Genomic DNA, 24,625 nt, shown 5'->3' on the forward strand with positions numbered 1-24,625 from the left:
GATGCGTAAGAGACTTTTCTCTTAATTAAGAAGATCTTTGAGACAATCTGGAATTTGTTCGGAGTTCAGATAAAATAGATTGGAAGAACTATAAATGTTGCTTTTAAATGTTACAATAAATTCAATCGGTTTTTTATAGAAATAGTAGGGAACCCATGTGAGTTTTGGAAGAATCTTTGCAATGTATTCCGGAGTATTGAAAACAATATTTTTTTGATTGTCTTGATTCGTTGCTTCAATGCGTTGCACATTATCTAACGCTATTTTTGTTGGAAGGTCATAGCCAAGTTCTTTTAAATAGTCATATGTGTTTGTAAAACTGCAAAAAAGTGGTCGCATGTATGTATCAGACGAATTCTTCGGAGCAAAATTAATAGTTCCGCTTGGAAATTGATTGGTCAAATCAAAATAGCTGGCATTGACCAGATCTTTTTGATAAATATCCAACAACGTCTTCATTTGAGCAGCTGAAATATTCAGTTTACTCGTGGATTGGTAAATATCAGTTACCTCCGCATATTGAAAGTCTAAAGAAGAATACAAATTAGTCTGAAACAATGCTTCTTTATATTGTTGATTGTTTAGAAGGTATTTGGCACAGTTTTGCGCATCAGTTTTGTTAATCAGATACATTCTGTAAACACTTCGCCCATTTTTTAAGTTGTATTTCAAATTTACATATTGAGCAGTTTCGTCCGTCATATCAAATGTGGCTGCCCCTTTTTGAGCGAGCTGATAAACTGGATCAAAGTCTTTTAGTGCAGAAGAATCTAAAAAGTCTTTGATTGACTGGACATTGGTAGGAATTGGATAGTTAAAACGAGTATTAAAATCTTCCATGTAAATTGCGATGCTCTCGATCTCATTTTTTTTCGGAATGTAGTTATCATATTTGAACAAATCAAATTTGTAGATTGCAGTAATTCCGAATGCAAGACTGACAGAAAGCAATAAAGCCCCCTTTTTGGCAAATAAATGTTTTAAGTCCATTGTATAAATAAATTCAATTACAATTGCAAAAATAAATGTGCATAATATAGCAAGTATAAAAATTACAATATTGTTGGAAGCTTGATTCGCTAAACTATCAAGATAAAATGCAGCGCAGATTCCAAGCGGAATGCTCAATAATATTTTCAGTACAGATTCTGCTTTTGGAAACGCGATAGGTTTCCCGGCAGTTTCTGTAGGGCGCAATCGATACAAAAAAATCCCAAGCAGTAAAAATACGACTGTTCCAATCACTGAAAAAAGAATTAACTTGTACGGAACTGTCTGGTTAGACATTTGGTTTAACGTGGAAATATAAGCTAACAAAGGAGAAGAAAGCCCGTCGCTTCCATCAGTTGTTATATAAAGTGATTTGAACCAACTAAACTAATAAGCGTCAACTTTCAAAAAATATGTAGAGAAAAAGCGTATCGCCAATAATCGGAAAAGTGCAATAATAAGAGTTCCGTATGAAAAAAGGCTAAGTGTGACAATGAGTCCAATCAATAATTTCCCTGTCATAATCATGGAAAAAACGGTAAGTGTATATAAGAATAAGAAAAACAAAACATGTATTCCAAATGCAGCAAAACTTACTTTTAATAATTCTAAGGACATGTATCCCTGAAAGGAAATACTTAGCATGCTGACTAACAGATTTAGCGTAAATGGAATCAGAAAAATAAGAAATCCACTTACAAATTGGATAAAAAATAGTCTCTCACGTCGGATTGGCAAACTGTGTATAAGATTTAGTTTTTCTTTGGAATGCAGATAATAGAAACCAGACACCCCACAAAGGATTGCAAATAAAATCACACAAAAGACAACAGCGTTATTATTAAATCCCATGAAATTAAATAACCAAAATTTAAAATCTTTCATGGTAAAGCCCGGAGAAACAGTGTTTATCCAATTTTTCTTTTCATTGATCCCGATAATAAGCATCAGAGGCTGAAATAAAAATGTTACGGTGGAAAGAATTGCAATCAGCCAAGTCCTTTGGCGCAAATCTTCTTTTATAAATTTAATACATGAAATTTTTGATGTCATATCCGGCAGCCTCCGTTTCGCTAATAAAGATTTCTTCTAATGAAAGGGGTAATACCTCAGCAAAAAGAGGCGATTTTGTATTGACCCTTTCTAAAATTTCCTCACGAGTTCCGCGTGCAACGATGGTAGTCAGTGAACCACGTTTTTCGCGGTGCAGAATTTCTAACTGTCTGAGAAGTTCTTCTTCTGCGACAGGATCTTCAATCACACACTGCAGGCGGTGGACATGGAATTTCAAGTCTTCTAAATCTTGAGATAAAAGTATTCCGCCTTTGTGTAAAAGTCCGATATGATCACAGATATCTTCCAATTCTCTCAGATTGTGTGAGGAGATGACCGGCGTGAAATTTCTATTTAAAAGTTCAGCTGCAAAAATACCTTTTACAGACTGGCGAACAACAGGGTCTAAACCGTCGAACGTCTCGTCACAGAAAAGATATTTTGTGTTTGCACAGATGCCGAGCAAAATAGAGACTTGTTTTTTCATTCCTTTTGAAAAATCGCTGATTTTTTCCTGAATATCTATATGGAATTGTCTGGCAAGCTCTTCAAAGCGGATCGTATCAAATTGCGAGTAAGCAAGGCTGTAGTAATGCGCCATAGTATGAGGAGTCGCATTTGGGAAAAAATATGGATTATCGGATAAAAAACAAATATCTGCTTTTGTAAGTTCGTTTTCAAATACAGGATGGTCATCGATGATGACAGTTCCGGAATCAGGCTTTAGAATACCGCTTAATATTTTTAAAAAGGTACTTTTGCCCGCGCCATTTGTCCCAAGCAGACCGAAAATGTGTTCATCGTGAATGGAAGCGGTTATATGATCAAGTGCCATTTTCTTACCATATGACTTACTTAGATTGTCAACCTGAATCATTGTGTTTCCTCCTAGAAAGCTGTTACAATTTTACGTATCTTGGACGGTGTCCGGTATATTTTAGAAATTTTTTGATAATATCATCCATTTTGATCTTGAGACTGGAAGTATTGATACATGGGTGGCATCCGATATATTCATCATCCATTAAGTCCTTGTCGATCAAAAGATCTACGTACCAGTCTTTGTCGTTCATCAGTCCGAGAACACTTACTGATCCAGGAGTGATATTCAGAAATTTTTCCATATATTCCGGCTCGGCAAAAGAAAGTCTTGAGATGCCAAGCTGCTTCGAAAGATCTTTCGTCATGAATTTTTTGTCTCCCGGTATCAATAACAGGAAAAAGGTTGTTTTTTGCTGATTGCGCAGGAATAGATTCTTGCACATTGTAACCCCGAGGGCTTCGTCAACAGCAGCACATTCTTCCATTGTGCCGGCAACATCGTGGTCTACTCCTTCATATGGGATTTTCAGTTTATCTAATAGCTCATATACTGCCATCTCTTTTGGCAGACGATTTCCGTCTGTCGGGGCAGAAGTAAAATGTTTTTCGCTGATATGTATTTCACTCATAAAAATAATTCCTTTCTTGTATAGAGTTCTTTCTATGGCTAAGTATAATGGAAAGTGAAACAAATAACAAGCTAGAATTGACAAGTTTATGTACATGGTATTATATTAAATTTTGTAATTGACGGAAGAAAAACAGGAAGAAAGAAAAGAGAAATGAAGTGTTATGAAGCAGGTAATTTATAAAGAAAGAAAACAAACAGATTGTGTGAAATGGGATGGGTGCAAGGAGAAATTCGGAATGGAAGAACTGCTCCCGCTTTGGGTTGCGGATATGGATTTTGAAGCGCCGGTATGTGTAAAAGAGGCTTTGAAAAACTATGTGGATTTTGGCGTGTATGGATATTACCAGCCGCCAAAGGCATACTTTGAGGCATTTGAGAACTGGGAAGAAAAATACCATGATTACAAGGTTGAAGATCAGTGGATTCGATTTGCACCCGGCGTGGTGCCGGCATTTAACTGGCTGATACAGATATTGACGAAAGAAAAAGACGGTGTCATTATTATGAGTCCGGTGTACTACCCATTTCGAGATGCAATTATAAACAACGAGCGTATGCTGGTGGAGAGTCCTCTTATCAGAACAAAGGAGGGATACGAGATAGACTATGCAGACTTTGAACAGAAAATACAAAAGAATGATGTAAAGCTGTTCATATTCTGCTCACCTCATAATCCGGTCGGAAGAGTCTGGACGGCAAAAGAGATTAAAAAAGTGTTGGATATCTGTAAAAGGCACCATGTCTATGTACTTGCAGATGAAATTCATCAGGATATCGTTATGAGTGAATACAGGCAAATCACGGCGGCGACAACCGGGGACTACGATGATATTCTAGTCACGCTTACGGCGGCAACTAAGACATTTAATCTGGCAGGATGTCAAAATTCCATTGTCATAATTCCAAATGAGAAAATTAGGGATATGTACGATGGGTATTTGGAAAAAATTCGTATCAGCAGTGGCAATGCATTTGGTTATATTGCAGTTCAGAGCGCATATGAAGGTGGAAGAGAGTGGCTTGAGGAAGCGTTGACGATTATTGAAGATAATTTTAAACGCATGAAAGCGATGTTGGAAGAAAAGCTTCCAAAAGTATGGATTCCGAATTTGGAAGGGACATATCTGATGTGGATTGATTTAGGAGCATATATAAGTCCGAAAAGGATAGAAGAAGTGCTTCAGAATCAATGTCATTTGGCGGTAGACTACGGAGAATGGTTTGGTGGAAAAGAGTACAGTACTTTTATACGTGTGAATCTTGCAACTAAATGGGAGAATATAGAGATGGCTGCAGATCAACTTATTAAGGCTCTTATTAAAGATGAAAAATAGAAAATAGCGTGAAAAAAGGTAAATGCATTTGACATTTGCCTTTTTTTCGTTTATAGACAAAAGCAATAAATCATTTACTTATTGAAAATAACAATTGGAATAAGAGAATCAAATATGATAAATTGTATCTACATGACAAAAATCACAAAAAAAACCAAGAGAAACAAAAATTTTTGTGTATATGTAGAGGAAGGATCAATGAAATGGGTGATATAACAGTCAAAAATCTTTCTTTTTCGTATGGTGGAGACGAAAGACTTATTTTAAAAGATATTAATATGGAGATAGAGGCGGGAGAATTTGTATGTATTCTAGGACAGTCAGGTTGTGGGAAAAGTACACTTTTGCGACTGCTGGCAGGCTTGGAACAACCGACAACAGGAGAAATCCTTATGCAAGGTGTTTCGGCTGAAGGTGCAAGTCTTGACAAAGGAGTTGTATTTCAGGACTATGGACTATTTCCTTGGATGAAAGCGGGAGAAAATATTCTGCTTGCATTGAGGCAGCGTTTTCCGAAAAAAGATAAAAAGGAGTTAAAACAGACAGCAGTAGAGATGCTGGAAGCAGTAGGACTTAGTGCATCGGTCTATAACAAATTTCCGAAAGAGTTGTCTGGTGGTATGAAACAAAGATGTGCGATTGCACAGGCACTCAGCGTTGATCCGCCAATCCTTCTAATGGATGAGCCATTTGGAGCACTTGATGCGGTCACCCGTGCCAGACTTCAGGATATGCTCTTTGATTTGTGGTCTGGACAGGCTTCTCAAAAGACTGTATTTTTTGTCACACATGATGTAGACGAGGCTCTATTGCTGGCAAATCGGATTGTAGTACTGGGACAATCACCAAGCAATATTATTTATGAATGCAAACTGTCAGATGAACAACGCCCGACTAGAGAAACACAATTTGACAATTTGGAAACAATGAAGCTTCGTAATGAACTGATTCGTCAGATTAATAAAGATGTTGTGACGCATATTTCTTAGGAATATCAATGGAAGAATCCATTTGATATAAATATTTTATGGAGGAAATGGAAAATGAAAAAGAAAATCTTAGCAGGGATGTTAGTATTTGCTATGGTATGCAGTCTCGGGGCATGCTCTGGTGAAAAGTCCAATCCCAAAGACACAAAAGAAGGTAAGGAAGGAGTTTTAGAGCAGGAAGTCGTAAAATGGAACTATGGGACAAGTGGAAATGTTCTTGTGACAATTGCAGAAGAAAAGGGATATTTTGAGGATGAAGGGATTCAGATTGATCCGGTAGAAGCCAATGCAAATGCAGATGCTATGACACTTTTGGCAACAGGAAAGGTAGATGTTGTATCAAATGCGGGTACGTCTAATCCACTACAGCAGATTGCTTCCGGTGTAGATATCTCAGTATTTGGCGGACATATGATTGAGGGATGTATGCCGGTTGTAGCCAAAAAAGGAACGGAATGGAAGGGAATAGAATCGTTCATAGGGAAAAAAGTAGCTGTAAACCCAAGCTATTTTGCGTTTACAGGTGCAGTTATGGATCTTGGATATGAGAATCCTTTGGAAGTTGTAGATTGGGAAATATACTCAGACTATAATGATGCACTTGCTGCAGTTGTCCGCGGGGATGTTACCTATGCATTGATGGGAACGGGACAGAATTTAGCAGTTCAGGATATGGCAGCAAATGGAGAAATTGATATTGTAAGTTATCAGAGTGAAATTATGGAAAATTATTCTTGCTGTCGTATGGTTGCACAGACAGACTGGATTAATGATAATCCAAATACAGTAAAAGCAATTATCCGTGCGTTACTCCGTGCACAGTCATGGTATGAAGCCAATAAAGAAGAAGCGGTGAAACTACATGCGGCGGCTATTGAAGCGACAGAAGAATATGTGGGCGCTTATATGTTAGATGATGAACATTATTTTGTAAGTGTGGATCCATTAAAAGATGGGGTAGTAAGAGCGTGGGATATTTTGGACAAGACTGGTTATCTTGGAGAAGATAATAATGTGAAGATTGAAGACCACATTAACACTGAATTATATGAAGAAGCGTTAAAAGAGGCTACAGAAAAGTATGGGGAAGAGGCGCCTGAATTTTACGAAGAGATGGCTGCGTTTTTCCAGGAGCATGACAAATAAGCAATTTTACAGGAGATAGATCATGAATACAGTAAAAGCATTTCTAAAAAAATACTGGATTACATGTTGTATATTCATTGGGTTAGTGGCATTATATATTTTTTTGACAAGCAATGGATTGGTAAATCCATATTTGTTCCCGTCAACAGATAAGATTAAAGCAGCATTTATCGACAGCAAAGATATGATGTTTGGAAATGCAGTTGCTTCATTTAAATTGCTGATTCCATCTATTTTGCTTTCTTTGCTCATTGCACTTTTTTTAGGGACGATTATGGGGTTGAACCAGAGAGTTCGGGAAATTTTACATCCGGTTATCTATGCGTTCAGCGTAGTGCCTTCTATTCTTTTGTCTCCGTTTGTACTATTACTTGCACCAACATTATTTTCTGCTTCCGTATTTTTGATAGTATATAATATTGTATGGGCAACGCTGTTTGCAACAATTACCGGAATTATGACGATTGACAAGCGTTATCTTGACAAAGCGGCAACTTTGGAATTAAAAGGAATGAAGCGGATTACAAAGGTGATTCTTCCGGCAGCGAGTCCTTCCATATTGGCAGGATTTGTAAATTCTCTTCGAAGTTCTTTTGTGATGCTGGTTTATGCGGAAATGTATGGAGCTGGAGAAGGAATGGGATATTTCGTAAAGAAATATGCGGAACTTGGTATTTTTGCTAATACATGGGTAGGATTTGTATTCATGGTAATTATACTTGTGATAGTTATGCAGGCATTTGAATTGTTGAAGAAACACCTTCTTAAATGGACCATGTGATTTTAGAAAGAGTATAAAAGCAACCATAAAAGCAGTTTTAGCATTTATGAGTTGCTTTTTTAGTTTTGAGATTGCCGAAAAATGATGCAGGAACCTTGCAGAGAAAAAAGGAAAGCTTTATAATGAGCGGTATCAAAAGTAAAAAAGAAAGGGAACGATAAAAAGCATGAGAAAATTACTTCGTTATTTGAAACATTATAAAAAAGAAAGTATTATCGGACCATTGTTTAAACTGCTGGAAGCGTGCTTTGAATTGATTGTGCCGCTTGTTATGGCGAATATTATTGATATTGGGATTAAAAATCAGGATATGCCTTATATCTGGAAAATGGGAGCAGTGCTTGTTCTTTTTGGAGTACTTGGACTTGCCTGCTCTTTGACGGCACAGTACTTTGCGGCAAAGGCAGCAGTCGGGTTTGGAACAGAATTACGCCATGATCTGTTTGCGCATATCAATTCGTTATCCTATGCAGAGATTGATCAGGCGGGAAGCGCGACGCTTGTGACGAGGATGACCAGCGATATCAATCAGGTACAGTCCGGTGTGAATCTGGTATTGCGTCTGTTTTTACGATCTCCGTTTATTGTGGTGGGAGCAATGATCATGGCTTTTACAATCAGTGTGAAAGCTGCCCTGATTTTTGTGGTGGCAGTACCGCTTCTTGCAATTGTGATCTATGGAATTATGATGATCACGATTCCGTTATATAAAAAAGTGCAGCGCGGGCTGGATGGAATACTTTTATCTACGCGAGAGAACCTTTCCGGGATACGTGTTGTAAGGGCGTTCTGTACACAGAAACGGGAAATCGAAACATTTGCAGAGGAAAACAGCAGTTTGCTCGATGTTCAGATGCTGGTAGGAAAACTTTCGGCACTTTTAAATCCAGCGACTTACATTATTGTAAATGTGGCAACAATTGCAATTGTCTGGTTTGGTGGAAAGCAGGTGTATGTTGGAAATATTTCACAGGGAGAAGTGATTGCGCTTGTCAATTATATGTCTCAGATTCTTCTAGCGCTTATTGCATTGGCTAATTTGATCGTATCTTTCACAAAAGCGCTTGCATCAGCATCTCGTATTAATGAAGTCTTTGAACTGACGTCAGATATTGTCGATGGAGAATATGATAGAGAGGAATCAAATAAAGAGAATATGGTGATCTTTGATGAGGTCAGTATGTCTTATTCCGGTGCAGAAGAAGCGATATCAAATATCAGTTTCGTTGTAAAAAGGGGAGAGACAGTCGGTGTGATCGGAGGAACCGGATCCGGGAAATCGACGTTGGTCAATCTGATCCCTCGATTTTATGATGTCACGAAAGGACAGATATTGGTAAATGGAGAAAATGTGAAAAACTATAAGATTGAGACGCTTCGAAAGAAAATAGGTGTTGTTCCGCAAAAAGCAGTATTGTTTCGTGGAACCATTCGCGACAATATGAAAATGGGAAATGAAAATGCAACAGACGAGATGATTTACAGAGCATTGGAAACGGCGCAGGCTATGGAGGTGGTAGAGAAAAAGAAAGAAGGACTGGATGCGAAAATCAGCCAGAACGGAAAGAATCTGTCAGGAGGACAAAAACAGAGGCTTACCATTGCAAGAGCACTTGTGAAAAATCCAGAGATATTGATTTTGGATGACAGCGCATCTGCACTTGATTTTGCGACAGATGCGAGGCTGCGTAAAGCGATTGCAGAAAATACAGATCAGATGACGGTATTTATCGTGTCACAGAGAGCCTCATCGATCATGCAGGCGGATAAAATCATTGTATTGGATGACGGCAAAATGGCAGGAATCGGAACACATCAGGAATTGCTTCGGACCTGTGAAGTTTATCAGGAAATTTGCAGTTCGCAATTCTCAAAAGAGGAGGTGGGACATCATGCGTAAACATCATGGAACGATTAAGAGAGTCGGAAAGCTTTTGCTGCCGTATCTGCATTATCTGATATTATCGTTGGTTTTTGCTGTGATCACAGTGGGCTTTACTCTGTATGCACCGATTTTAATTGGGGATGCGGTAGATTTTATTGTAGGAAAGGGGCAGGTCGATTTTGGGAAAATTCTGCAAATACTTGTGAAACTTGCAGTTATCATTGGAGTGACAAGCGTGGCACAATGGCTGATGAATCTGTGCAATAATCAGATTACGTACCGGGTGGTAAAGGATGTGCGTATGAATGCATTTGAACATCTGCAAAAACTTCCTTTGAAATATGTAGACAGTCACCCATACGGAGAGACGATCAGCAGAATCATCACAGATGTAGAGCAATTTTCAGATGGACTTTTGATGGGATTTTCACAGCTGTTTACAGGTGTTGTGACAATTGCCGGGACATTGGCATTTATGCTTTCTATCAATGTCAAGATTTCGCTCATTGTTATTTTCATCACACCATTGTCATTGTTTGTCGCAAGTTTTGTTGCAAAAAAGACGTATAACATGTTTAAAATACAGTCTGAAACGCGGGCACAGATGACATCTCTCGTGGATGAGATGGTGGGAAATCAAAAAGTTGTGCAGGCATTTGGGTATGGAAAACGTTCATTAGAACGGTTTGATACAATTAACGAGGAACTAAAAACATGCAGTATCCGCGCCATTTTCTTTTCTTCCATCACGAATCCAAGCACAAGGTTTGTGAATGGGCTTGTATATTCGGGTGTGGGAATTTTTGGAGCCGTTTTGGCGATGCAGGGCGTGATCACGGTTGGACAGTTGTCTTGTTTTCTCACCTATGCCAATCAATATACAAAACCATTCAATGAGATATCGAGTGTGCTCACAGAGATCCAGAATGCATTTGCGTGTGCGAAAAGAGTGTTTGATTTTATAGATGAAGAGGTAGAAACGAAAGACAAAGAAGGCGCACTGATTTTGCAGCAGACAGATGGAAGTATGGAATTGCAGCATATTTCGTTTTCTTACCGAAAGGATACACCGTTGTTGAAAGATCTGAATCTACATGTAAAACAGGGACAAAAGGTTGCGATTGTAGGTCCGACAGGATGTGGAAAAACAACCTTGATCAATTTGTTGATGCGGTTCTATGATATCGATGCGGGGAAAATCTATGTGAGTGGACATGATGTGAAAGAGATTACAAAAGACAGCCTGCGTGCAAATTTTGGAATGGTATTGCAGGACACCTGGCTGAAATCAGGAACAATCGCTGAAAATATTGCATATGGAAAACCCGAAGCTACGAGAGCAGAGATTATTGAGGCTGCAAAGGCAGCGCATGCACATGGATTTATCAAGCGCATGTCCGATGGGTACGATACAGTTATCTCGGAAGATGGAGGGAATCTGTCACAGGGACAGAAACAGTTTCTGTGTATTGCCAGAGTGATGCTGAAACTTCCACCGATCTTGATACTGGATGAGGCGACATCGTCAATTGATACGAGAACTGAGATTAAGATTCAGGAAGCATTTCAGAAAATGATGGAGGGGAGAACGAGTTTTATTGTGGCACATCGTCTGTCAACAATAAAAGAGGCAGATATCATTTTAGTGATGAAGGATGGCAATATTGTAGAACAGGGCAACCACGAGGAGTTACTTGCAAGAAACGGTTTCTATGCAAAATTATATCAAAGTCAGTTTGCATAGTATAAAACACAAAAAAGCGGACATACTGTAAAAAAAGAACCAGGAGGAATTACAAGATGAAAGCAGTTGTAGAAGATGGATGCATTGCATGCGGGATGTGTGTAAGTATCTGCCCGGAAGTGTTTTGCATGGGTGATGAGATTGCACAGGTACATGCAGACGTGACTGAAGAGAACGAAAAGGAAGCAAAAGAAGCAAGAGATGGCTGTCCTGTCTCAGTGATTGACATCGAAGAATAGAATTTATAGAGAAAAGAAAAAAAGAGGTCTCCTTTTTCTGACTTTACCATAAAGTGTAAAGTATAGAGAAATAAAGGAGACTTTTTTATGTGTGAAGAAGAGATTCAGGTAAGAGATTCTGCAGAATATCCTCCTGTGAAAGTATGTGAAAAAAATCCGAGGTATGCAATGGCGATGTTAAGCAATATCGGAGCCTGCAACTCAGAGATGTCTGCAGTCAGTCTGTATTTTTACAACAGTTTGATCGCAAATGGCAAGTATGAAGAAATCGGAAAGACATTTCACAAGATCAGTATGGTGGAAATGCACCACATGAATATTTATGGGCAGCTGGCGCAGAAACTTGGGGCAGACCCAAGGCTTTGGAGTGTTGAGCGGAGAAGATTTACATATTGGAGCCCTGGGTGCAACCGATACCCAAGGCGGATAGATATGATGCTGAAACATGCATATGAAGGGGAAAAGCTTGCGATTGCAACCTATAAAAGACAGGCAGAATGGATTCAGGACGAGTATGTTGTCGCAAATCTGGAGCGAATTATTTTAGATGAACGGCTGCATATTGAAATCATAGAGCAATTGTATGAAAAATACGTAAAAACGGCTATTCCCCGAGTGTAAATAAGTTGTATTTTTTAATCTGCTGGATATCCTCTTTGGAGAGCAGCAGGTCATCTATGAAATGATTTTCTTTTTGTATCTGAGACGTGATCAGGATCTTTCGGCTGCAGGGGCGCATGGTAAGTTGTGAGATACCGGACAAGATACCACTTTTCAGATCCGTTTGAGAAAAGGTATTTACGGTGCACATCCAAATTTCCTCCAGTGTATTTGCAGTATTTTTTAAACTATAATTTTGCCATGGCCCAAAGGTTGTGCTTTCACCGGAATAGATTACCTCGCATTTTCCAAAGTGTTCCAGATCATCTACGTCATAGAAAAGCTGAATCGAATAGGTATCCGGCTGATCTGTGGCGTATTCTTCAATAATACTTTTCATAATTCGTTTTCTTCTGCCATCATAATTGTACATGTAGTATTTTTTGAGGAGACTTTTGCGAGAGACGTCCGGTTTCCCCTCGGACGGCGCAGACAAGAGATGCGAAGTGGGAATATGAAAAACCTCCCCGAATTCTTCCAGCGTCTCAACACTGACAGGAAGAATTCCTTTTTCATATTTTGAAAGAGTAGAATAACTCTTGTGTACAAGTGCGGATAAGTCTTTTAACGTATAATGGTGTGCGATTCTGTATTTGCGGATGTTATTTCCGACACGTTCATTGATTGTCATGTGTATACTCCTTCTTTTCTTATAAATCAATTTTTTGATAAAAAATCAATTTTTAAAAAAAATAAAAATTTTATTTTCCACATTTTGTGCGAAAATTTTATTCATAGTATAATACTACGCAAAAATTTTCCTGTCAAGAAAATATAGAATGTTTGCGTTATAAACAGTGTGTAAATAAAATAAAAAAAATAAAAAATTGTAAAAATGACTGGAGGGTTCACAATGGGAAAACAGAGTGTATGGAAGTCGTATGATCAGAAGGAGCTTAAGGAAGTTAATGCGGTTTGTGAGCGATATAAAACATGTCTGGATGCAGGAAAGACAGAGCGTGAATGTGTGGCATTGGCGGTTGAGATGGCCAAGGAGGCCGGATACAAAGATTTGAATGCCTATATTGCCGAGGATAAACAGCTGAAAACAGGTGATAAAGTGTATGCGGTCTGGATGCATAAGATGGTCGCATTATTTCAAATCGGGGAAGAGCCGATTTCCAATGGAATGAATATTCTTGGAGCACATATTGACTCACCACGTTTGGATGTAAAACAGAATCCGCTGTATGAAGCGGATGGATTTGCCTATCTGGACACACACTATTACGGTGGAATCAAAAAATACCAGTGGGTTGCACAGCCGCTTGCTCTACATGGTGTAGCTGTACTGAAAAGCGGAAAGACCGTTCCGATCTGCGTTGGGGAAAAAGAAGGAGATCCGGTATTTACGATTACGGATATTTTGATCCATCTTGCGGGCGAAAAAATGGAAAAGACTGCGGCAAAGGTTATTGAAGGTGAAAATATGGACCTTTTGATCGGAAATATGCCTTTGAGAGACTGTAAAGATTTGAAAGAAGAGGAAAAAGAGCTGGTGAAAGCGAATATTCTTTCTATTTTAAAACAGGAGTATGGGATTGAAGAGGATGATTTTCAGTCAGCAGAACTTGAAATTGTGCCAGCCGGCAAAGCAAGAGACCTTGGTTTTGACCGCAGTATGATTTTAGGGTATGGACAGGATGACAGAATCTGTGCATTTACATCCCTTTTTGCGATGCTGGAGGCAGAAAATCTGAAAAAGACAGGAGTGTGTCTTCTTGTGGACAAGGAAGAAATCGGCAGTGTAGGTGCGACAGGAATGCAGTCACATTTCTTTGAAAATACAGTTGCTGAGTTAATTGCGCTGACAGAAGGGGAATCTGAATTGAAAGTAAGACGAGCGCTTGCGCGTTCCAGAATGCTTTCCTCAGATGTAAGCGCAGCGTATGATCCTCTGTATGCAGAGCATTATGAAAAACGAAATTCCGGATTCTTTGGCAGAGGAATTTCTATGAATAAGTTTACTGGTGTCAGAGGAAAAAGCGGTTCTAATGATGCGAATGCAGAATATATTGCAGTTTTAAGAAAAATCTTTGACGATGCAAATGTGGCATATCAGTTCGATGAGCTTGGAAAGGTGGATGCCGGAGGCGGCGGTACAATTGCTTATATCATGGCAAATTACGGAATGGAAGTGATTGACAGCGGAATTGCGCTTCTTTGTATGCATGCACCTTATGAGGTGAGTAGCAAAGCAGATATCTACGAAGCCGTAAAGGGATATCGTGCGTTTTTGGCGAACGCATAGAGTACAGGAGGAGAAAGAATGGCAGAAAAAACAAAAAACTAACAATGGGAGCATTGATTCTAATGATCTTTACATCGGTGTATGGGTTTAACAATATGCCTAGATCATTTTATCTGATGGGATATGGAGCGATTCCGTTTTTCCTGTTATCAGCAGTAGTTTTCTTTGTCCCATTTGCGTTTATGGTTGCAGAGTATGGCTCGGCTTTTAAAGATGAAAAGGGTGGTATTTTTTCATGGATGCAAATCTGTGTCGGAAAAAAATATGCGTTCGTGGCAACATTCATGTGGTATACATCTTATGTAATCTGGCTCGTTAATATTGCATCAGGTATCATGGTGCCGCTTTCCAATGCGATTTTTGGGAAAGATACGACAGCAGATTGGACATTGTTTGGATTGAAATCAACACAGACACTTGGGATTCTCGGTGTAGTCTTTATCATTGCAGTTACATTTTTTGGAAGCAAAGGATTGAAAAATATCCAGAAAGTAGCATCAATCGGCGGAATTGCATGTATGTTTTTAAATGTGATGCTGATTGGAGGTGCACTTTTGGTATTGATTGGAAATAAAGGTGAACTGGCACAGCCGATTACATCGGTGGCATCATTTGTGGATTCTCCGAATCCAGAGTATGCGGGAAGTATTGCCATGCTGGCGTTCCTTGTATATGCGTTGTTTGCATATGGTGGAACAGAGGCTGTCGGAGGTCTTGTAGATGAGACTGAAAATCCGGAAAAGAACTTTGGAAAAGGTCTTACAATAGCAGCTATTATTGTTGCAGTGGGATATTCAATCGGAATTTTTTGTGTGGGAATCTTTACAAACTGGAGCGATACACTTTCCGCAGCAACTGTGCATAAGGGAAATGCATCTTATGTGATTATGAACAATCTTGGATACCAGATTGGAGCTGTATTTGGAGCAAGTCAGGGAGTCTGTGTACAGATGGGCAACTGGGCTGCAAGAATTATGGGGATTTCAATGCTGCTGTCTTTGTCAGGCGCAGTATTTACGTTAAGCTATTCTCCTTTGAAACAGCTGATTGAAGGAAGTCCGAAAGGATTACTGCCGGAAAGATTCTGTAAAATGGAAGATGGAATGCCGAAATTTGCGTTGAAGATTCAGGCGGTTGTAGTTGTGGTATTTATTCTGTTAATCGCTATGGGTGGAGATACGATGACACAATTTTTCAACATTCTTGTATCAATGACAAACGTTGCGATGACACTTCCATATATGTTTATTTCAGCAGCGTTTATCAGATTTAAGAAAAATAAAAATATTCATAAACCGTTTGTGATCTTCAAAAATGATACGGTAGCAATCGTCTTTACAGTACTGGTAACAGTGACTGTTGGGTTTGCAAACTTCTTTACAATCATCCAGCCGGCGATGGCGGGAGATGTTGCGACAACTGTTTGGAGTATCGTAGGACCGGTGCTGTTCACTGTAGTAGCATTAGTATTGCACAGCAGATATGAGAAAAAAATGAAATAAAAGAAATATCAGGTTTACAAATCACCACTTTTTAGATAAATTAGAAGGAAAGTGGTGATTTTTTTATTGCATACTAAGGAAATTAAGAAAGGTGGGGGAATATGATAGAGATAAAAAATCTGACAAAAGTGTATAAACTGAACAAAAAGCAGATGAAAGAATCCAAAACAAAGAGCAATCGAAAGGTAGCGGTAGATCATTTGAGCCTAAATGCGCACAAAGGGGAAATATATGGTCTATTGGGTCCGAACGGTGCAGGGAAGACGACGACACTTCGCTGCATTGCAACGATTATTAAGCCAACAGAAGGTGAGGTTAAGGTTGCAGGGCATGATGTGGTGACAGAGGCGGAGCAGGTGCGTAAAAGCATCGGTTTCCTGACAAGTGACATTAAGCTTGATCCACAGTTTACACCCGACTATATGTTTGAATTTTTTGGAAGGCTTCACGGTGTGTCAAAAGAGGTTTTAAAAGAACGAAAAGAACAATTATTTGAGTATTTTGGTATTAAGGATTTTGCGCATAAACAGATCAAAGAACTGTCGACCGGAATGAAACAAAAGGCGGCAATTGCGGTAAGTCTTGTACATGATCCGGAAATCGTGATTTTTGATGAACCGACAAATGGTCTTGATATCGTGACTGCAAGAGGTGTGACAGATTACCTGAAAAAATTGCGTGAAGAGGGAAAGCTTGTTATTGTCTCCACGCACATTATGTCGGAGGCAGAAAAGCTTTGTGACCGGATTGGAGTGATCATTGATGGTCAGAAGGTAAGTGAAGGTACATTGCAGGAAATACTGGATAGTACAGGGACGAAAGATTTGGAGGATGCATTTTTCGAGTTGTACAGAAGCAGAAAGGGGGAGGCGTAGATGAAGAGCATCAAAGAAATCTTCAATAAAGAGATGGTACGTGTTTTCAAGGATAAAAAAATGGTCTTTTCGGTATTTTTTCTGCCGGTTATTATCATGATTGGAATTATGTATCTGATGAGTCAGATGATTACAGGGATGGAGGATGACATCACAAAACACAAGCCGATTGTCTATGTTCAAAATGAACAGGAAAGTTTTGAAAAATTTTTAGAGAGTATCCATGCGGATTATAAGATACATGCGATTTCCGAAAGTGAGAGGGCAGATGTGGAGACGAAGATTCGGGATGGAGAAGCCGATCTTTTGATTGAGTTTCCAAAGAATATGGATGAGATGATTCAAGATTACAAGGAGGGAGATCCGGCTCCACAGATCAAGACCTATTACAATCCGTCGGAAGAATATTCTAATGCGGCATATAAAGAGATCTCTTTGGAAGTACTTGAGGCGTACCGTCAGACGCTGCTGACAGAGCGTGTGGGAGATTTAGAGCAGATTGCAGTGTTTACAGTGAATTCTGACAACGATAAGATGGTCATTCAGGACGAGCAAAAGGCGAGTGGAAAGGCGCTTGGAATGATGCTCCCGTATTTTATCACAATTCTTTTATTTGCAGGGGCAATGGGAATCGGAACGGATATGATTGCGGGTGAAAAAGAACGAGGAACAATGGCAAGCCTTCTTGTGGCGCCGATCAAGAGAAGTTCGATCGTGCTCGGAAAAGTGTTTGCACTGATGGCGTTGTCTGGAATTTCTTCAGTAATTTACGTGGGAGCGATGGTGGCATTTATGCCATTGATGTCCAAGTCGATGCTTGGAACATCAGGTGAGAATTTGAATATCAGTTTGAATGCAAACCAGATTGCAATGCTTGCAGTCCTGCTTATTGGAGTTGCGTTTTTATATTCTACGATGATTGCACTTACTTCGGTGTTTGCAAAGACAATCAAAGAGGCGACTACCTATGTAATGCCGCTCTATATGGTAGTGCTTGTTGTAGGTTTGATGACGATGTTCACTACAGGAAACACAGATGGAAAGATGTACTATATTCCGGTTTATAATATTTCTTTGGTTTTAAAAGGAATCTTAAGTCATGAGGTGACAATGGCACAGTATGGGGTGACGGTGGCGATGACATTTGCAATCGGTTTCCTGCTTGTGGGTATTATTGTAAAAGCATTTGAAAGTGAAAAAGTGATGGCAGCATAGAGGAAAGCGGCATATACTGAATAATAAATGAGTCAGGGAAAAAAGATGCGGTTGTGTGAATTGAGACAGAAAGAAGTGATTAATCTTTGTGACTGCAGGCGGCTTGGGTGTGTGGTGGATCTGGTATTTGATCTATGCAAAGGATGTGTTGAGGCGATCGTTGTACCGGGGCAGGCGAAGATGCATGGGCTGTTTGGATGCGATTCGGAATATGTGATTCCATTTGAATGTATCAAAAAAGTAGGTCCGGATATTATCATGGTAGAAATATGTGAAGAAAAATGTCTGAAAACTTGCAAAGACTAACCATTATCTGCTAAAATGACGATATGAGAAAATCCTGAGGAGGAACAGAATATGAAGTGTCCATATTGCAGTAATCCAGATACGAAAGTAATTGATTCCAGACCGGCAGAAGACGGGAATTCGATTCGAAGAAGAAGAGCCTGTGATGAGTGCGGGAAAAGATTTACTACATATGAGAAGGTTGAGACGATTCCTTTGATTATCATAAAAAAAGATAATAATAGAGAGCAGTATGATCGGGCAAAAATTGAGGCCGGCATTTTGCGGGCGTGCTATAAAAGACCGGTGTCTGCAGAGGCGATTCAAAGGACGATCGAAGCTATTGAGACGGAGATTTTTAAGCGGGAAGAAAAAGAGATTTCCAGCAATCTGATTGGAGAGATTGTGATGGAAAAGCTTAAGAATTTAGATCCGGTTGCCTATGTGCGGTTTGCGTCGGTGTATAGAGAGTTCAAGGACGTGAATACATTTGTGGCAGAATTGAAGAAAATTCTGGATAAATAAACACACTTGATACGAGAGTTCTGGAAACGGAACTCTCTATTTTGAGTAAAGGGAGCAGTATAGATGAGAAATTATAAAATGATAATTGTATATGATGGTTCAAGATACAAAGGATGGCAGAGACAAAATTTGACCAATCTGACGATTCAGACAATTTTAGAACGTACGGTGGAGCAGATCGTTGGTTATCCGGTCGAAATCGATGGCTCCGGAAGAACGGATGCGGGTGTTCATGCAAATGGCCAGGTGGCAAACATGAAAGTGTCGGGGCTTTTAGATGAGAGTTTTGTGGGAGAACTGAACTGTCTTTTGCCGGAGGATATCTGTGTGAAAGAAATGGAGCTTGTTCCTGGAAGTTTTCACAGCCGCTACAGTGCAAAGGCGAAAAAGTATAAGTATTGTATCGATACACGAAAGAAGCCGTGTGTTTTTACAAGAAGATATACATATCATTTTACGAAGGAACTACATCTGGATGATATGAAGAAAGCGGCAGAGTATCTGAAAGGAACACATGATTTTTCAGCATTTACGGATAATAAAGATGAGAAATCAAAAGTGAGGACAATCTATGAGATTAAGATTGTAAAAAAATGGACAAGGCTGGAGTTTGAATTTTATGGAACCGGCTTTTTGTATCATATGGTGAGAATTCTGACAGGAACACTTTTGGAAGTAGGATGCGCAGAAAAGAGTATTGAAGATATAAAGATGGCTCTTGAACAGAAAGAACGAGAACTGACCGGCTTTTTAGCGCCGGCGAGAGGACTGTTTTTAGAAAAAGTATATTATCAGGAAGGAGAAGAAAGATGAAACTGATATCGTGGAACGTAAATGGAATTCGTGCGTGTGTGCAGAAAGGATTTTTAGAATTTTTCCAGGAGGCGGATGCAGATATTTTCTGTATTCAGGAGAGTAAGATGCAGGCAGGACAGCTAGATTTGGAATTGGAAGGATACCATCAATATTGGAATTATGCAGAGAAAAAAGGATATTCCGGGACGGCTGTGTTTACAAAAAAGGAACCATTGTCGGTACAATATGGCATCGGGATAGAGGAGCATGACAAAGAGGGGCGTGTTATTACACTGGAATTTGAGGAGTTTTATTTTGTGACCGTGTACACGCCAAATTCACAGAGTGAACTTGCAAGACTTTCATACCGCATACAGTGGGAGACGGATTTTCTTGCATATCTAAAAGGATTGGAACAGAAGAAACCGGTTATCTTTGCGGGGGATCTGAATGTGGCGTATGCGGAGATAGATTTGAAAAATCCAAAAACCAATCGGAAAAATGCCGGTTTTACAGACGAGGAACGTGCAAAATTCGGTGAAGTTTTAAAAGCCGGTTTTATCGACACATTCCGCTATTTTTATCCGGAGATGGAAGGAATTTACTCTTGGTGGTCATATCGATTCAGTGCAAGAGCAAAGAACGCCGGCTGGAGAATCGACTATTTCTGTGTGTCAGAGAGTTTGAAAGACAGGCTTGCAGACGCAAAAATTTTAACTGATGTGATGGGATCGGACCACTGCCCGATTGAACTGGATCTAAAATAAGGAGGAGATATAAGATGAGAATAGAGGCGGAACATACAGCGGCACTTGTCATTGACTATCAGGAAAAATTAGTGCCTGTCATGCACGAAAAGGAAAATTTGATCTGCCAATCTGGCATTTTGCTCCGAGGGTTAAATGTGCTTGGGGTTCCGATGTTTCTTACACAGCAGTACACAAAAGGACTTGGAGAGACTGTTAATGAGATTACAACGGCTGCGGGAACAGAAGAGTATGTGGAAAAGATTTCGTTTAGTGCATATGAAGGTGTAAAAGAAAAGATAAGAGACAAAAAATATATTATCATCTGCGGGATTGAGACACATATTTGTGTACTTCAGACGGTGATTGATCTGAAAGCAGCAGGATTTATTCCGGTCATTGTGGAGAATTGTGTTTCCAGCAGAAAAGAAAATGACAAAAAGATTGCATTGCAGCGGATGAAAGAGGAAGGCGCAATTATTACGACATACGAGTCAGTGCTTTTTGAACTGCTAAAAGAAGCGGGGACGGAAAAGAGTAAAAAGATACAGAGATTGATTAAATAGAGTGGACGATAGAATCCTTGTTTTATAAATCATTTTAGGTTTATAAAGCGAGGATTTTTTAAATTATAGAAAAATCAAATATATATATCAAAAAAACCAATTTGTTTCTGACTTTTTACAATACTATAATAGGAATGTTGAGAAAAGAAAGAGGAGGTTTTAAAAATGGATGCACTTTTAAGCGTAAATTGGATTGCCTTGCTTGTACTTATCATTGCCTTGCTTTTATTTAAAGTGTTGAACAAACTGGCATATAAAATTAATTGGACATTTGTCATTTTGATCAGTATGGTAATGGGAGCGGTGCTTGGAATCGTATTTGCGTCCGAGAACAATTCTTATATGACATGGCTTGCATTGATCGGCGATATTTATGTGAATTTGATTACGGCACTTGTCGCACCGGTGATTCTTGTTTCTGTCATTTCAGGATTGATTCAGTTAAACGATAAAGAAAAAATGAAACGAATTGGAACAAAGTCTGTATTCTGGCTTTTGGTTTCATCGGCAATTGCGATTGTAGTTACAATTGTCTTTGGCATGGCAACACAGGTTGGAAAGGGAGCGCAAGCAGTGTTTGCCGACATTGCAGGAGTCTCCAGTACAACACTTGACGCATATAAGGAAATGGGGACATCTTTTGATAAGATCATTTTGAACTTGTTCCCGACAAATGTGTTTGGGGATCTGGCAGCAGACAATGTTGTGGCTATTATCATTATTGCAGTTGCAATTGCGGTTGCATATGTAAGTGTAGCATCAGACGAAGGTGAAGATAAAGTGAAACCGTTTAAGAGTATCATTGAGGCGGTGAAGAAGATCATTTTCCGAATTCTTTCCTACGTCATTGATTTGACTCCATATGCAGTGCTATGTTTGACAGCAGTGTCTGCAAGCCAGCTGTTGAGTGATAAAGACGCTTTGGTACAATTGATTCTGCTTGTTGCGGTTGTCTATGTGGTATGCTTCGTACAGGCTTATGTTGTAAATGCGTTCATTCTGAAATTTGCAGGAAAAATAAGTCCGCTCAAATTCTTTAAAAAGACATTTGATGCACAGGCGACAGCATTTACGACACAGAGTAGTGTCGGCTCGCTTCCGATTACAATTGACCGTCTGATACATAAGGTTGGTGTAGATGAGGAGGTAGCGAACTTTACAGCGCCACTTGGAACAACAATTGGAATGGCGGGCTGTACGTGTATTTGGCCGATTTTGTTAGCTATGTTCTATCTAAATGCAACGGGGCAGAGTTGGAATATCAGTCAATACCTCATCATGTGCTTTATGTGCCTTGTACTTTCGATGGGAAGCGCCGGAATGCCGGGAATCGGAGTTGTGACAGCAGTATCACTGTTCAGTGCAGTAAATCTTCCGATTGCAGCAGTGGTACTTCTGACTCCGATCAATAACATTACAGATATGGCACGAACATTGACGAATGTCGTAGGAGCAAATGTGACAGCTGCTGTTGTTGCAAGAAAAACAGAACTTTTGGATGACGAAATTTTTCAGACAGAGGATGAAAAATTAGAGAAAAAGGGAGGACGGGCATAATGAAAAAATCAACAATTGCACTGATTGTGGCGGCTTTTGTATGTCTGGGACTTTCTGTATTTTCTGTAAAAGCCTCAGTGGTAAGAACAAATGATGCCATTCAAAATATCGGAGAAGTAACTTATACAGAGGAATCAAAAGCAAAAATCGATCGTGCAGTAAAATATTATAATGCATTAGATCCGAATTTTGATCTCAAAAAGAAGATTAAAAATATGAATGTATTTAATGCGGCAAAAATAGAATATGCACGTCTGGCAATTAAAGCGGCAAGTGTTGCAGATGCAAGAAAGACTGTAGAAGGCTATTCCTTTGATGATGTGAAAAAATATGTAACAGAAGCAAGAGAAGTGATTGACAGCTATCTGACAGCTGATCAATATACTCTTATCGAAAATTATGCAGACCTGATAGAGTTGGAATCTGAATATACTTCAACAGGAAGTTCCGGTGGTTCTTCGGAAGAAGTATCTATTCCAATGTGTTAGGAAAAGATAGGAGGAGATTGATCATGAAAAGAAAACTAATCTCTGCTGTTCTTGTTACAGTGATGGCGGCAGGAATGATTACGGGTTGCTCAGGAAAAAACAGCAGCATCAAAAATAATGTTAAAACTTTAGAAAAAGAAGAACTCAAAGTCTCGAATGCACAACTTTCTTCCCCGGACTATGAGTTTGAAAAAGAATATGCTTACGGTGACTTTAATGCACACTCCAAAGCAGATGCAGAACGACAGGATGGAATTGATACGTTTGAGGATAAAGATATTGTATTTCAGGACATCAGCTATGACCAGCTCATTCAGCTTTTGGGACAGGAAGGAAATTACCTGATTCAGTTGAGCGGTTCATGGTGTCATAACAGCCGTGCAATGAGTCCTTATGTAAATGCATATGCAAAGGAATACGGAATTGATACTATTTATTCTTATGATTTTAATGTAGATAATGGTGATGACGGTTCTATGTTTGTCCGTATGTCGAACGAAAAGACAACTCTTGGAACAAAATACAATTATATGTATGGAGAGTTTGTGTCAAGATATCTTACAAACTTGGATGACTGGATTGCATATCCGTCAGATCACGATACTGCACTTTCTTATACCAATGCAGAAGGGAAAGAGGTGACAGTCGGAAGATTGCAACAGCCTATTATCTTTCTTTATAACAAAGATAATCAGACAGACTACAGCGGGAAAGGAAATACAAGCGGAAAATGTCCAATCATGTATGCTTTTGAGGAGATGGTTGACCGTGACTCCAAAGGTCTTTATGTGAAGGAAACGGACGACGAAGGAAATCCGGTTCTTGATAAAGAAGGAAATCAGGTAAGAAAGTATGTGACGGATGAGTATACAGCACGTCTAAAACAAATGTTTGAATTTATTAAAACAAATAACATTCAATTTTCAAAGTATACAAAAGAAACATATATTCGAGATACATTTAACAGTTACGGAACAGAAGTTTTTGGCTCTGACGAGCAGATAAATATTTACCCGATTACATACCGTCAACTGGAATGGTTGCTTGATGAAAAGGGAAATTCGCTTGTGCTCATAGGTGGTTCTGGAAATGAAAAAACACGTGCCATTATTGGACAAATCAATCAGTATGCAGTGAAAAACAATGTTCGTGTGTACATGTATGATCCTCAGATTGACGGAGGAATAACTGTTGATAAGTGGGGATACACACAGACAACTTCTATTTGTGAAGAAAACTCTCCAATTGCGAAAATGTATACAGGATTGATTGACAGACATCTTACAAATCTGACAGCAGCAAAAACAACAGAAGATGGCTATGCATTGATTCAGGAACCATATTTCTTTGCTTATAATAAAGATGCAAAAGATGAAGATGGTTTTGCTGCACCGATTACGGCTTCTGTGGAATTGCCGTATACGACAGATTCTGAAAAGAGATATTATATCGGAAAAGAAAAGAACATGGAAGCATGCAATTCGCAGATTGAGACTGTGTTCGAAAGCTATGCACAGAATGTAGGTATAGAATTAGAAAAATAGGT

General features: G+C 39.2%; 25 protein-coding genes. 20 read left to right on the forward strand and 5 right to left on the reverse strand.

Features of this window, described 5'->3' with window-relative positions; genetic code table 11:
* Positions 1–21: 21 nt before the first annotated feature.
* From AC6I5B_RS04360 to AC6I5B_RS04375, 4 genes are all read right to left on the reverse strand, one after another.
* Positions 22–1,287, reverse strand: a complete 1,266-nt coding sequence (locus AC6I5B_RS04360; RefSeq protein ID WP_497773638.1) for a DUF6449 domain-containing protein — start codon at positions 1,285–1,287, stop codon at positions 22–24.
* Between the two features lie 90 nt (positions 1,288–1,377).
* On the reverse strand, positions 1,378–2,043 hold the full coding sequence (locus AC6I5B_RS04365) for a hypothetical protein (protein ID WP_497773639.1): 666 nt from the start codon (positions 2,041–2,043) through the stop codon (positions 1,378–1,380).
* A complete protein-coding gene (locus AC6I5B_RS04370; RefSeq protein ID WP_004614741.1) occupies positions 2,018–2,920 on the reverse strand; it encodes an ABC transporter ATP-binding protein in 903 nt (300 codons plus the stop codon). The genes AC6I5B_RS04365 and AC6I5B_RS04370 overlap by 26 nt, the downstream gene beginning before the upstream one ends.
* A gap of 22 nt (positions 2,921–2,942) precedes the next feature.
* On the reverse strand, positions 2,943–3,494 hold the full coding sequence (locus AC6I5B_RS04375) for a prolyl-tRNA synthetase associated domain-containing protein (protein ID WP_044988158.1): 552 nt from the start codon (positions 3,492–3,494) through the stop codon (positions 2,943–2,945).
* A 163-nt stretch (positions 3,495–3,657) separates the two neighbouring features.
* Here AC6I5B_RS04375 and AC6I5B_RS04380 point away from each other — a divergent pair, with 163 nt between their 5' ends.
* From AC6I5B_RS04380 to AC6I5B_RS04415, 8 genes are all read left to right on the forward strand, one after another.
* Positions 3,658–4,830, forward strand: coding sequence for a MalY/PatB family protein (locus AC6I5B_RS04380; RefSeq protein WP_022250500.1), 1,173 nt, complete (start codon positions 3,658–3,660; stop codon positions 4,828–4,830).
* 203 nt (positions 4,831–5,033) lie between these two features.
* A complete protein-coding gene (locus AC6I5B_RS04385; protein ID WP_117787480.1) occupies positions 5,034–5,819 on the forward strand; it encodes an ABC transporter ATP-binding protein in 786 nt (261 codons plus the stop codon).
* Between the two features lie 54 nt (positions 5,820–5,873).
* A complete protein-coding gene (locus AC6I5B_RS04390; RefSeq protein WP_004614737.1) occupies positions 5,874–6,965 on the forward strand; it encodes an ABC transporter substrate-binding protein in 1,092 nt (363 codons plus the stop codon).
* A gap of 22 nt (positions 6,966–6,987) precedes the next feature.
* On the forward strand, positions 6,988–7,746 hold the full coding sequence (locus AC6I5B_RS04395; RefSeq protein ID WP_004614736.1) for an ABC transporter permease: 759 nt from the start codon (positions 6,988–6,990) through the stop codon (positions 7,744–7,746).
* Between the two features lie 166 nt (positions 7,747–7,912).
* On the forward strand, positions 7,913–9,646 hold the full coding sequence (locus tag AC6I5B_RS04400) for an ABC transporter ATP-binding protein (RefSeq protein WP_004614735.1): 1,734 nt from the start codon (positions 7,913–7,915) through the stop codon (positions 9,644–9,646).
* Complete coding sequence (locus AC6I5B_RS04405; RefSeq protein ID WP_497773640.1) at positions 9,639–11,375, forward strand: ABC transporter ATP-binding protein; 1,737 nt, start codon at positions 9,639–9,641, stop codon at positions 11,373–11,375. Before AC6I5B_RS04400 ends, AC6I5B_RS04405 begins: the two co-directional genes overlap by 8 nt.
* A 56-nt stretch (positions 11,376–11,431) precedes the next feature.
* A complete protein-coding gene (locus tag AC6I5B_RS04410) occupies positions 11,432–11,614 on the forward strand; it encodes a ferredoxin (RefSeq protein ID WP_004614733.1) in 183 nt (60 codons plus the stop codon).
* Between the two features lie 87 nt (positions 11,615–11,701).
* Positions 11,702–12,235, forward strand: coding sequence for a ferritin-like domain-containing protein (locus tag AC6I5B_RS04415; RefSeq protein WP_004614732.1), 534 nt, complete (start codon positions 11,702–11,704; stop codon positions 12,233–12,235).
* On the opposite strand, the gene AC6I5B_RS04420 is transcribed toward AC6I5B_RS04415, so the two are convergent.
* Positions 12,219–12,905, reverse strand: a complete 687-nt coding sequence (locus AC6I5B_RS04420) for a helix-turn-helix domain-containing protein (protein ID WP_004614731.1) — start codon at positions 12,903–12,905, stop codon at positions 12,219–12,221. The genes AC6I5B_RS04415 and AC6I5B_RS04420 overlap by 17 nt on opposite strands.
* A gap of 222 nt (positions 12,906–13,127) precedes the next feature.
* Here AC6I5B_RS04420 and AC6I5B_RS04425 point away from each other — a divergent pair, with 222 nt between their 5' ends.
* The 12 genes from AC6I5B_RS04425 (at position 13,128) to AC6I5B_RS04480 (ending at position 24,623) form a co-directional block, all read left to right on the forward strand.
* Positions 13,128–14,525, forward strand: coding sequence for an aminopeptidase (locus tag AC6I5B_RS04425; protein ID WP_044988156.1), 1,398 nt, complete (start codon positions 13,128–13,130; stop codon positions 14,523–14,525).
* Entirely contained in the window at positions 14,522–16,027 is a 1,506-nt protein-coding gene (yjeM, locus tag AC6I5B_RS04430; protein ID WP_268874325.1) for a glutamate/gamma-aminobutyrate family transporter YjeM, read from the forward strand. Before AC6I5B_RS04425 ends, yjeM begins: the two co-directional genes overlap by 4 nt.
* Positions 16,028–16,128: 101 nt before the next feature.
* Positions 16,129–16,902, forward strand: a complete 774-nt coding sequence (locus tag AC6I5B_RS04435; RefSeq protein WP_004614728.1) for an ABC transporter ATP-binding protein — start codon at positions 16,129–16,131, stop codon at positions 16,900–16,902.
* Complete coding sequence (locus tag AC6I5B_RS04440) at positions 16,903–18,117, forward strand: ABC transporter permease (RefSeq protein WP_004614727.1); 1,215 nt, start codon at positions 16,903–16,905, stop codon at positions 18,115–18,117.
* 45 nt (positions 18,118–18,162) lie between these two features.
* Positions 18,163–18,423 (forward strand): PRC-barrel domain-containing protein, encoded by a 261-nt coding sequence (locus AC6I5B_RS04445; protein ID WP_022250509.1) that lies wholly within the window; start codon positions 18,163–18,165, stop codon positions 18,421–18,423.
* Positions 18,424–18,474: 51 nt separating this feature from the next.
* Positions 18,475–18,927, forward strand: a complete 453-nt coding sequence (gene nrdR, locus AC6I5B_RS04450; RefSeq protein ID WP_022250510.1) for a transcriptional regulator NrdR — start codon at positions 18,475–18,477, stop codon at positions 18,925–18,927.
* A gap of 63 nt (positions 18,928–18,990) precedes the next feature.
* Entirely contained in the window at positions 18,991–19,740 is a 750-nt protein-coding gene (truA, locus tag AC6I5B_RS04455) for a tRNA pseudouridine(38-40) synthase TruA (RefSeq protein WP_004614724.1), read from the forward strand.
* Positions 19,737–20,489: an exodeoxyribonuclease III gene (locus AC6I5B_RS04460; protein ID WP_004614723.1), complete on the forward strand. Its 753-nt coding sequence runs from the start codon at positions 19,737–19,739 to the stop codon at positions 20,487–20,489. The genes truA and AC6I5B_RS04460 overlap by 4 nt, the downstream gene beginning before the upstream one ends.
* Positions 20,490–20,503: 14 nt before the next feature.
* Positions 20,504–21,034 carry an isochorismatase family protein gene (locus AC6I5B_RS04465; RefSeq protein WP_004614722.1) on the forward strand — a complete coding sequence of 177 codons (531 nt, stop codon included), beginning with the start codon at positions 20,504–20,506 and terminating at the stop codon, positions 21,032–21,034.
* Positions 21,035–21,199: 165 nt separating this feature from the next.
* Positions 21,200–22,591, forward strand: a complete 1,392-nt coding sequence (locus AC6I5B_RS04470; RefSeq protein ID WP_071143666.1) for a dicarboxylate/amino acid:cation symporter — start codon at positions 21,200–21,202, stop codon at positions 22,589–22,591.
* Complete coding sequence (locus AC6I5B_RS04475) at positions 22,591–23,079, forward strand: hypothetical protein (protein ID WP_022250515.1); 489 nt, start codon at positions 22,591–22,593, stop codon at positions 23,077–23,079. The genes AC6I5B_RS04470 and AC6I5B_RS04475 overlap by 1 nt, the downstream gene beginning before the upstream one ends.
* Before the next feature lie 23 nt (positions 23,080–23,102).
* On the forward strand, positions 23,103–24,623 hold the full coding sequence (locus AC6I5B_RS04480) for a hypothetical protein (RefSeq protein WP_022250516.1): 1,521 nt from the start codon (positions 23,103–23,105) through the stop codon (positions 24,621–24,623).
* The last annotated feature ends 2 nt before the right edge of the window (positions 24,624–24,625 follow it).

The organism is Faecalimonas nexilis, assembly GCF_059731825.1.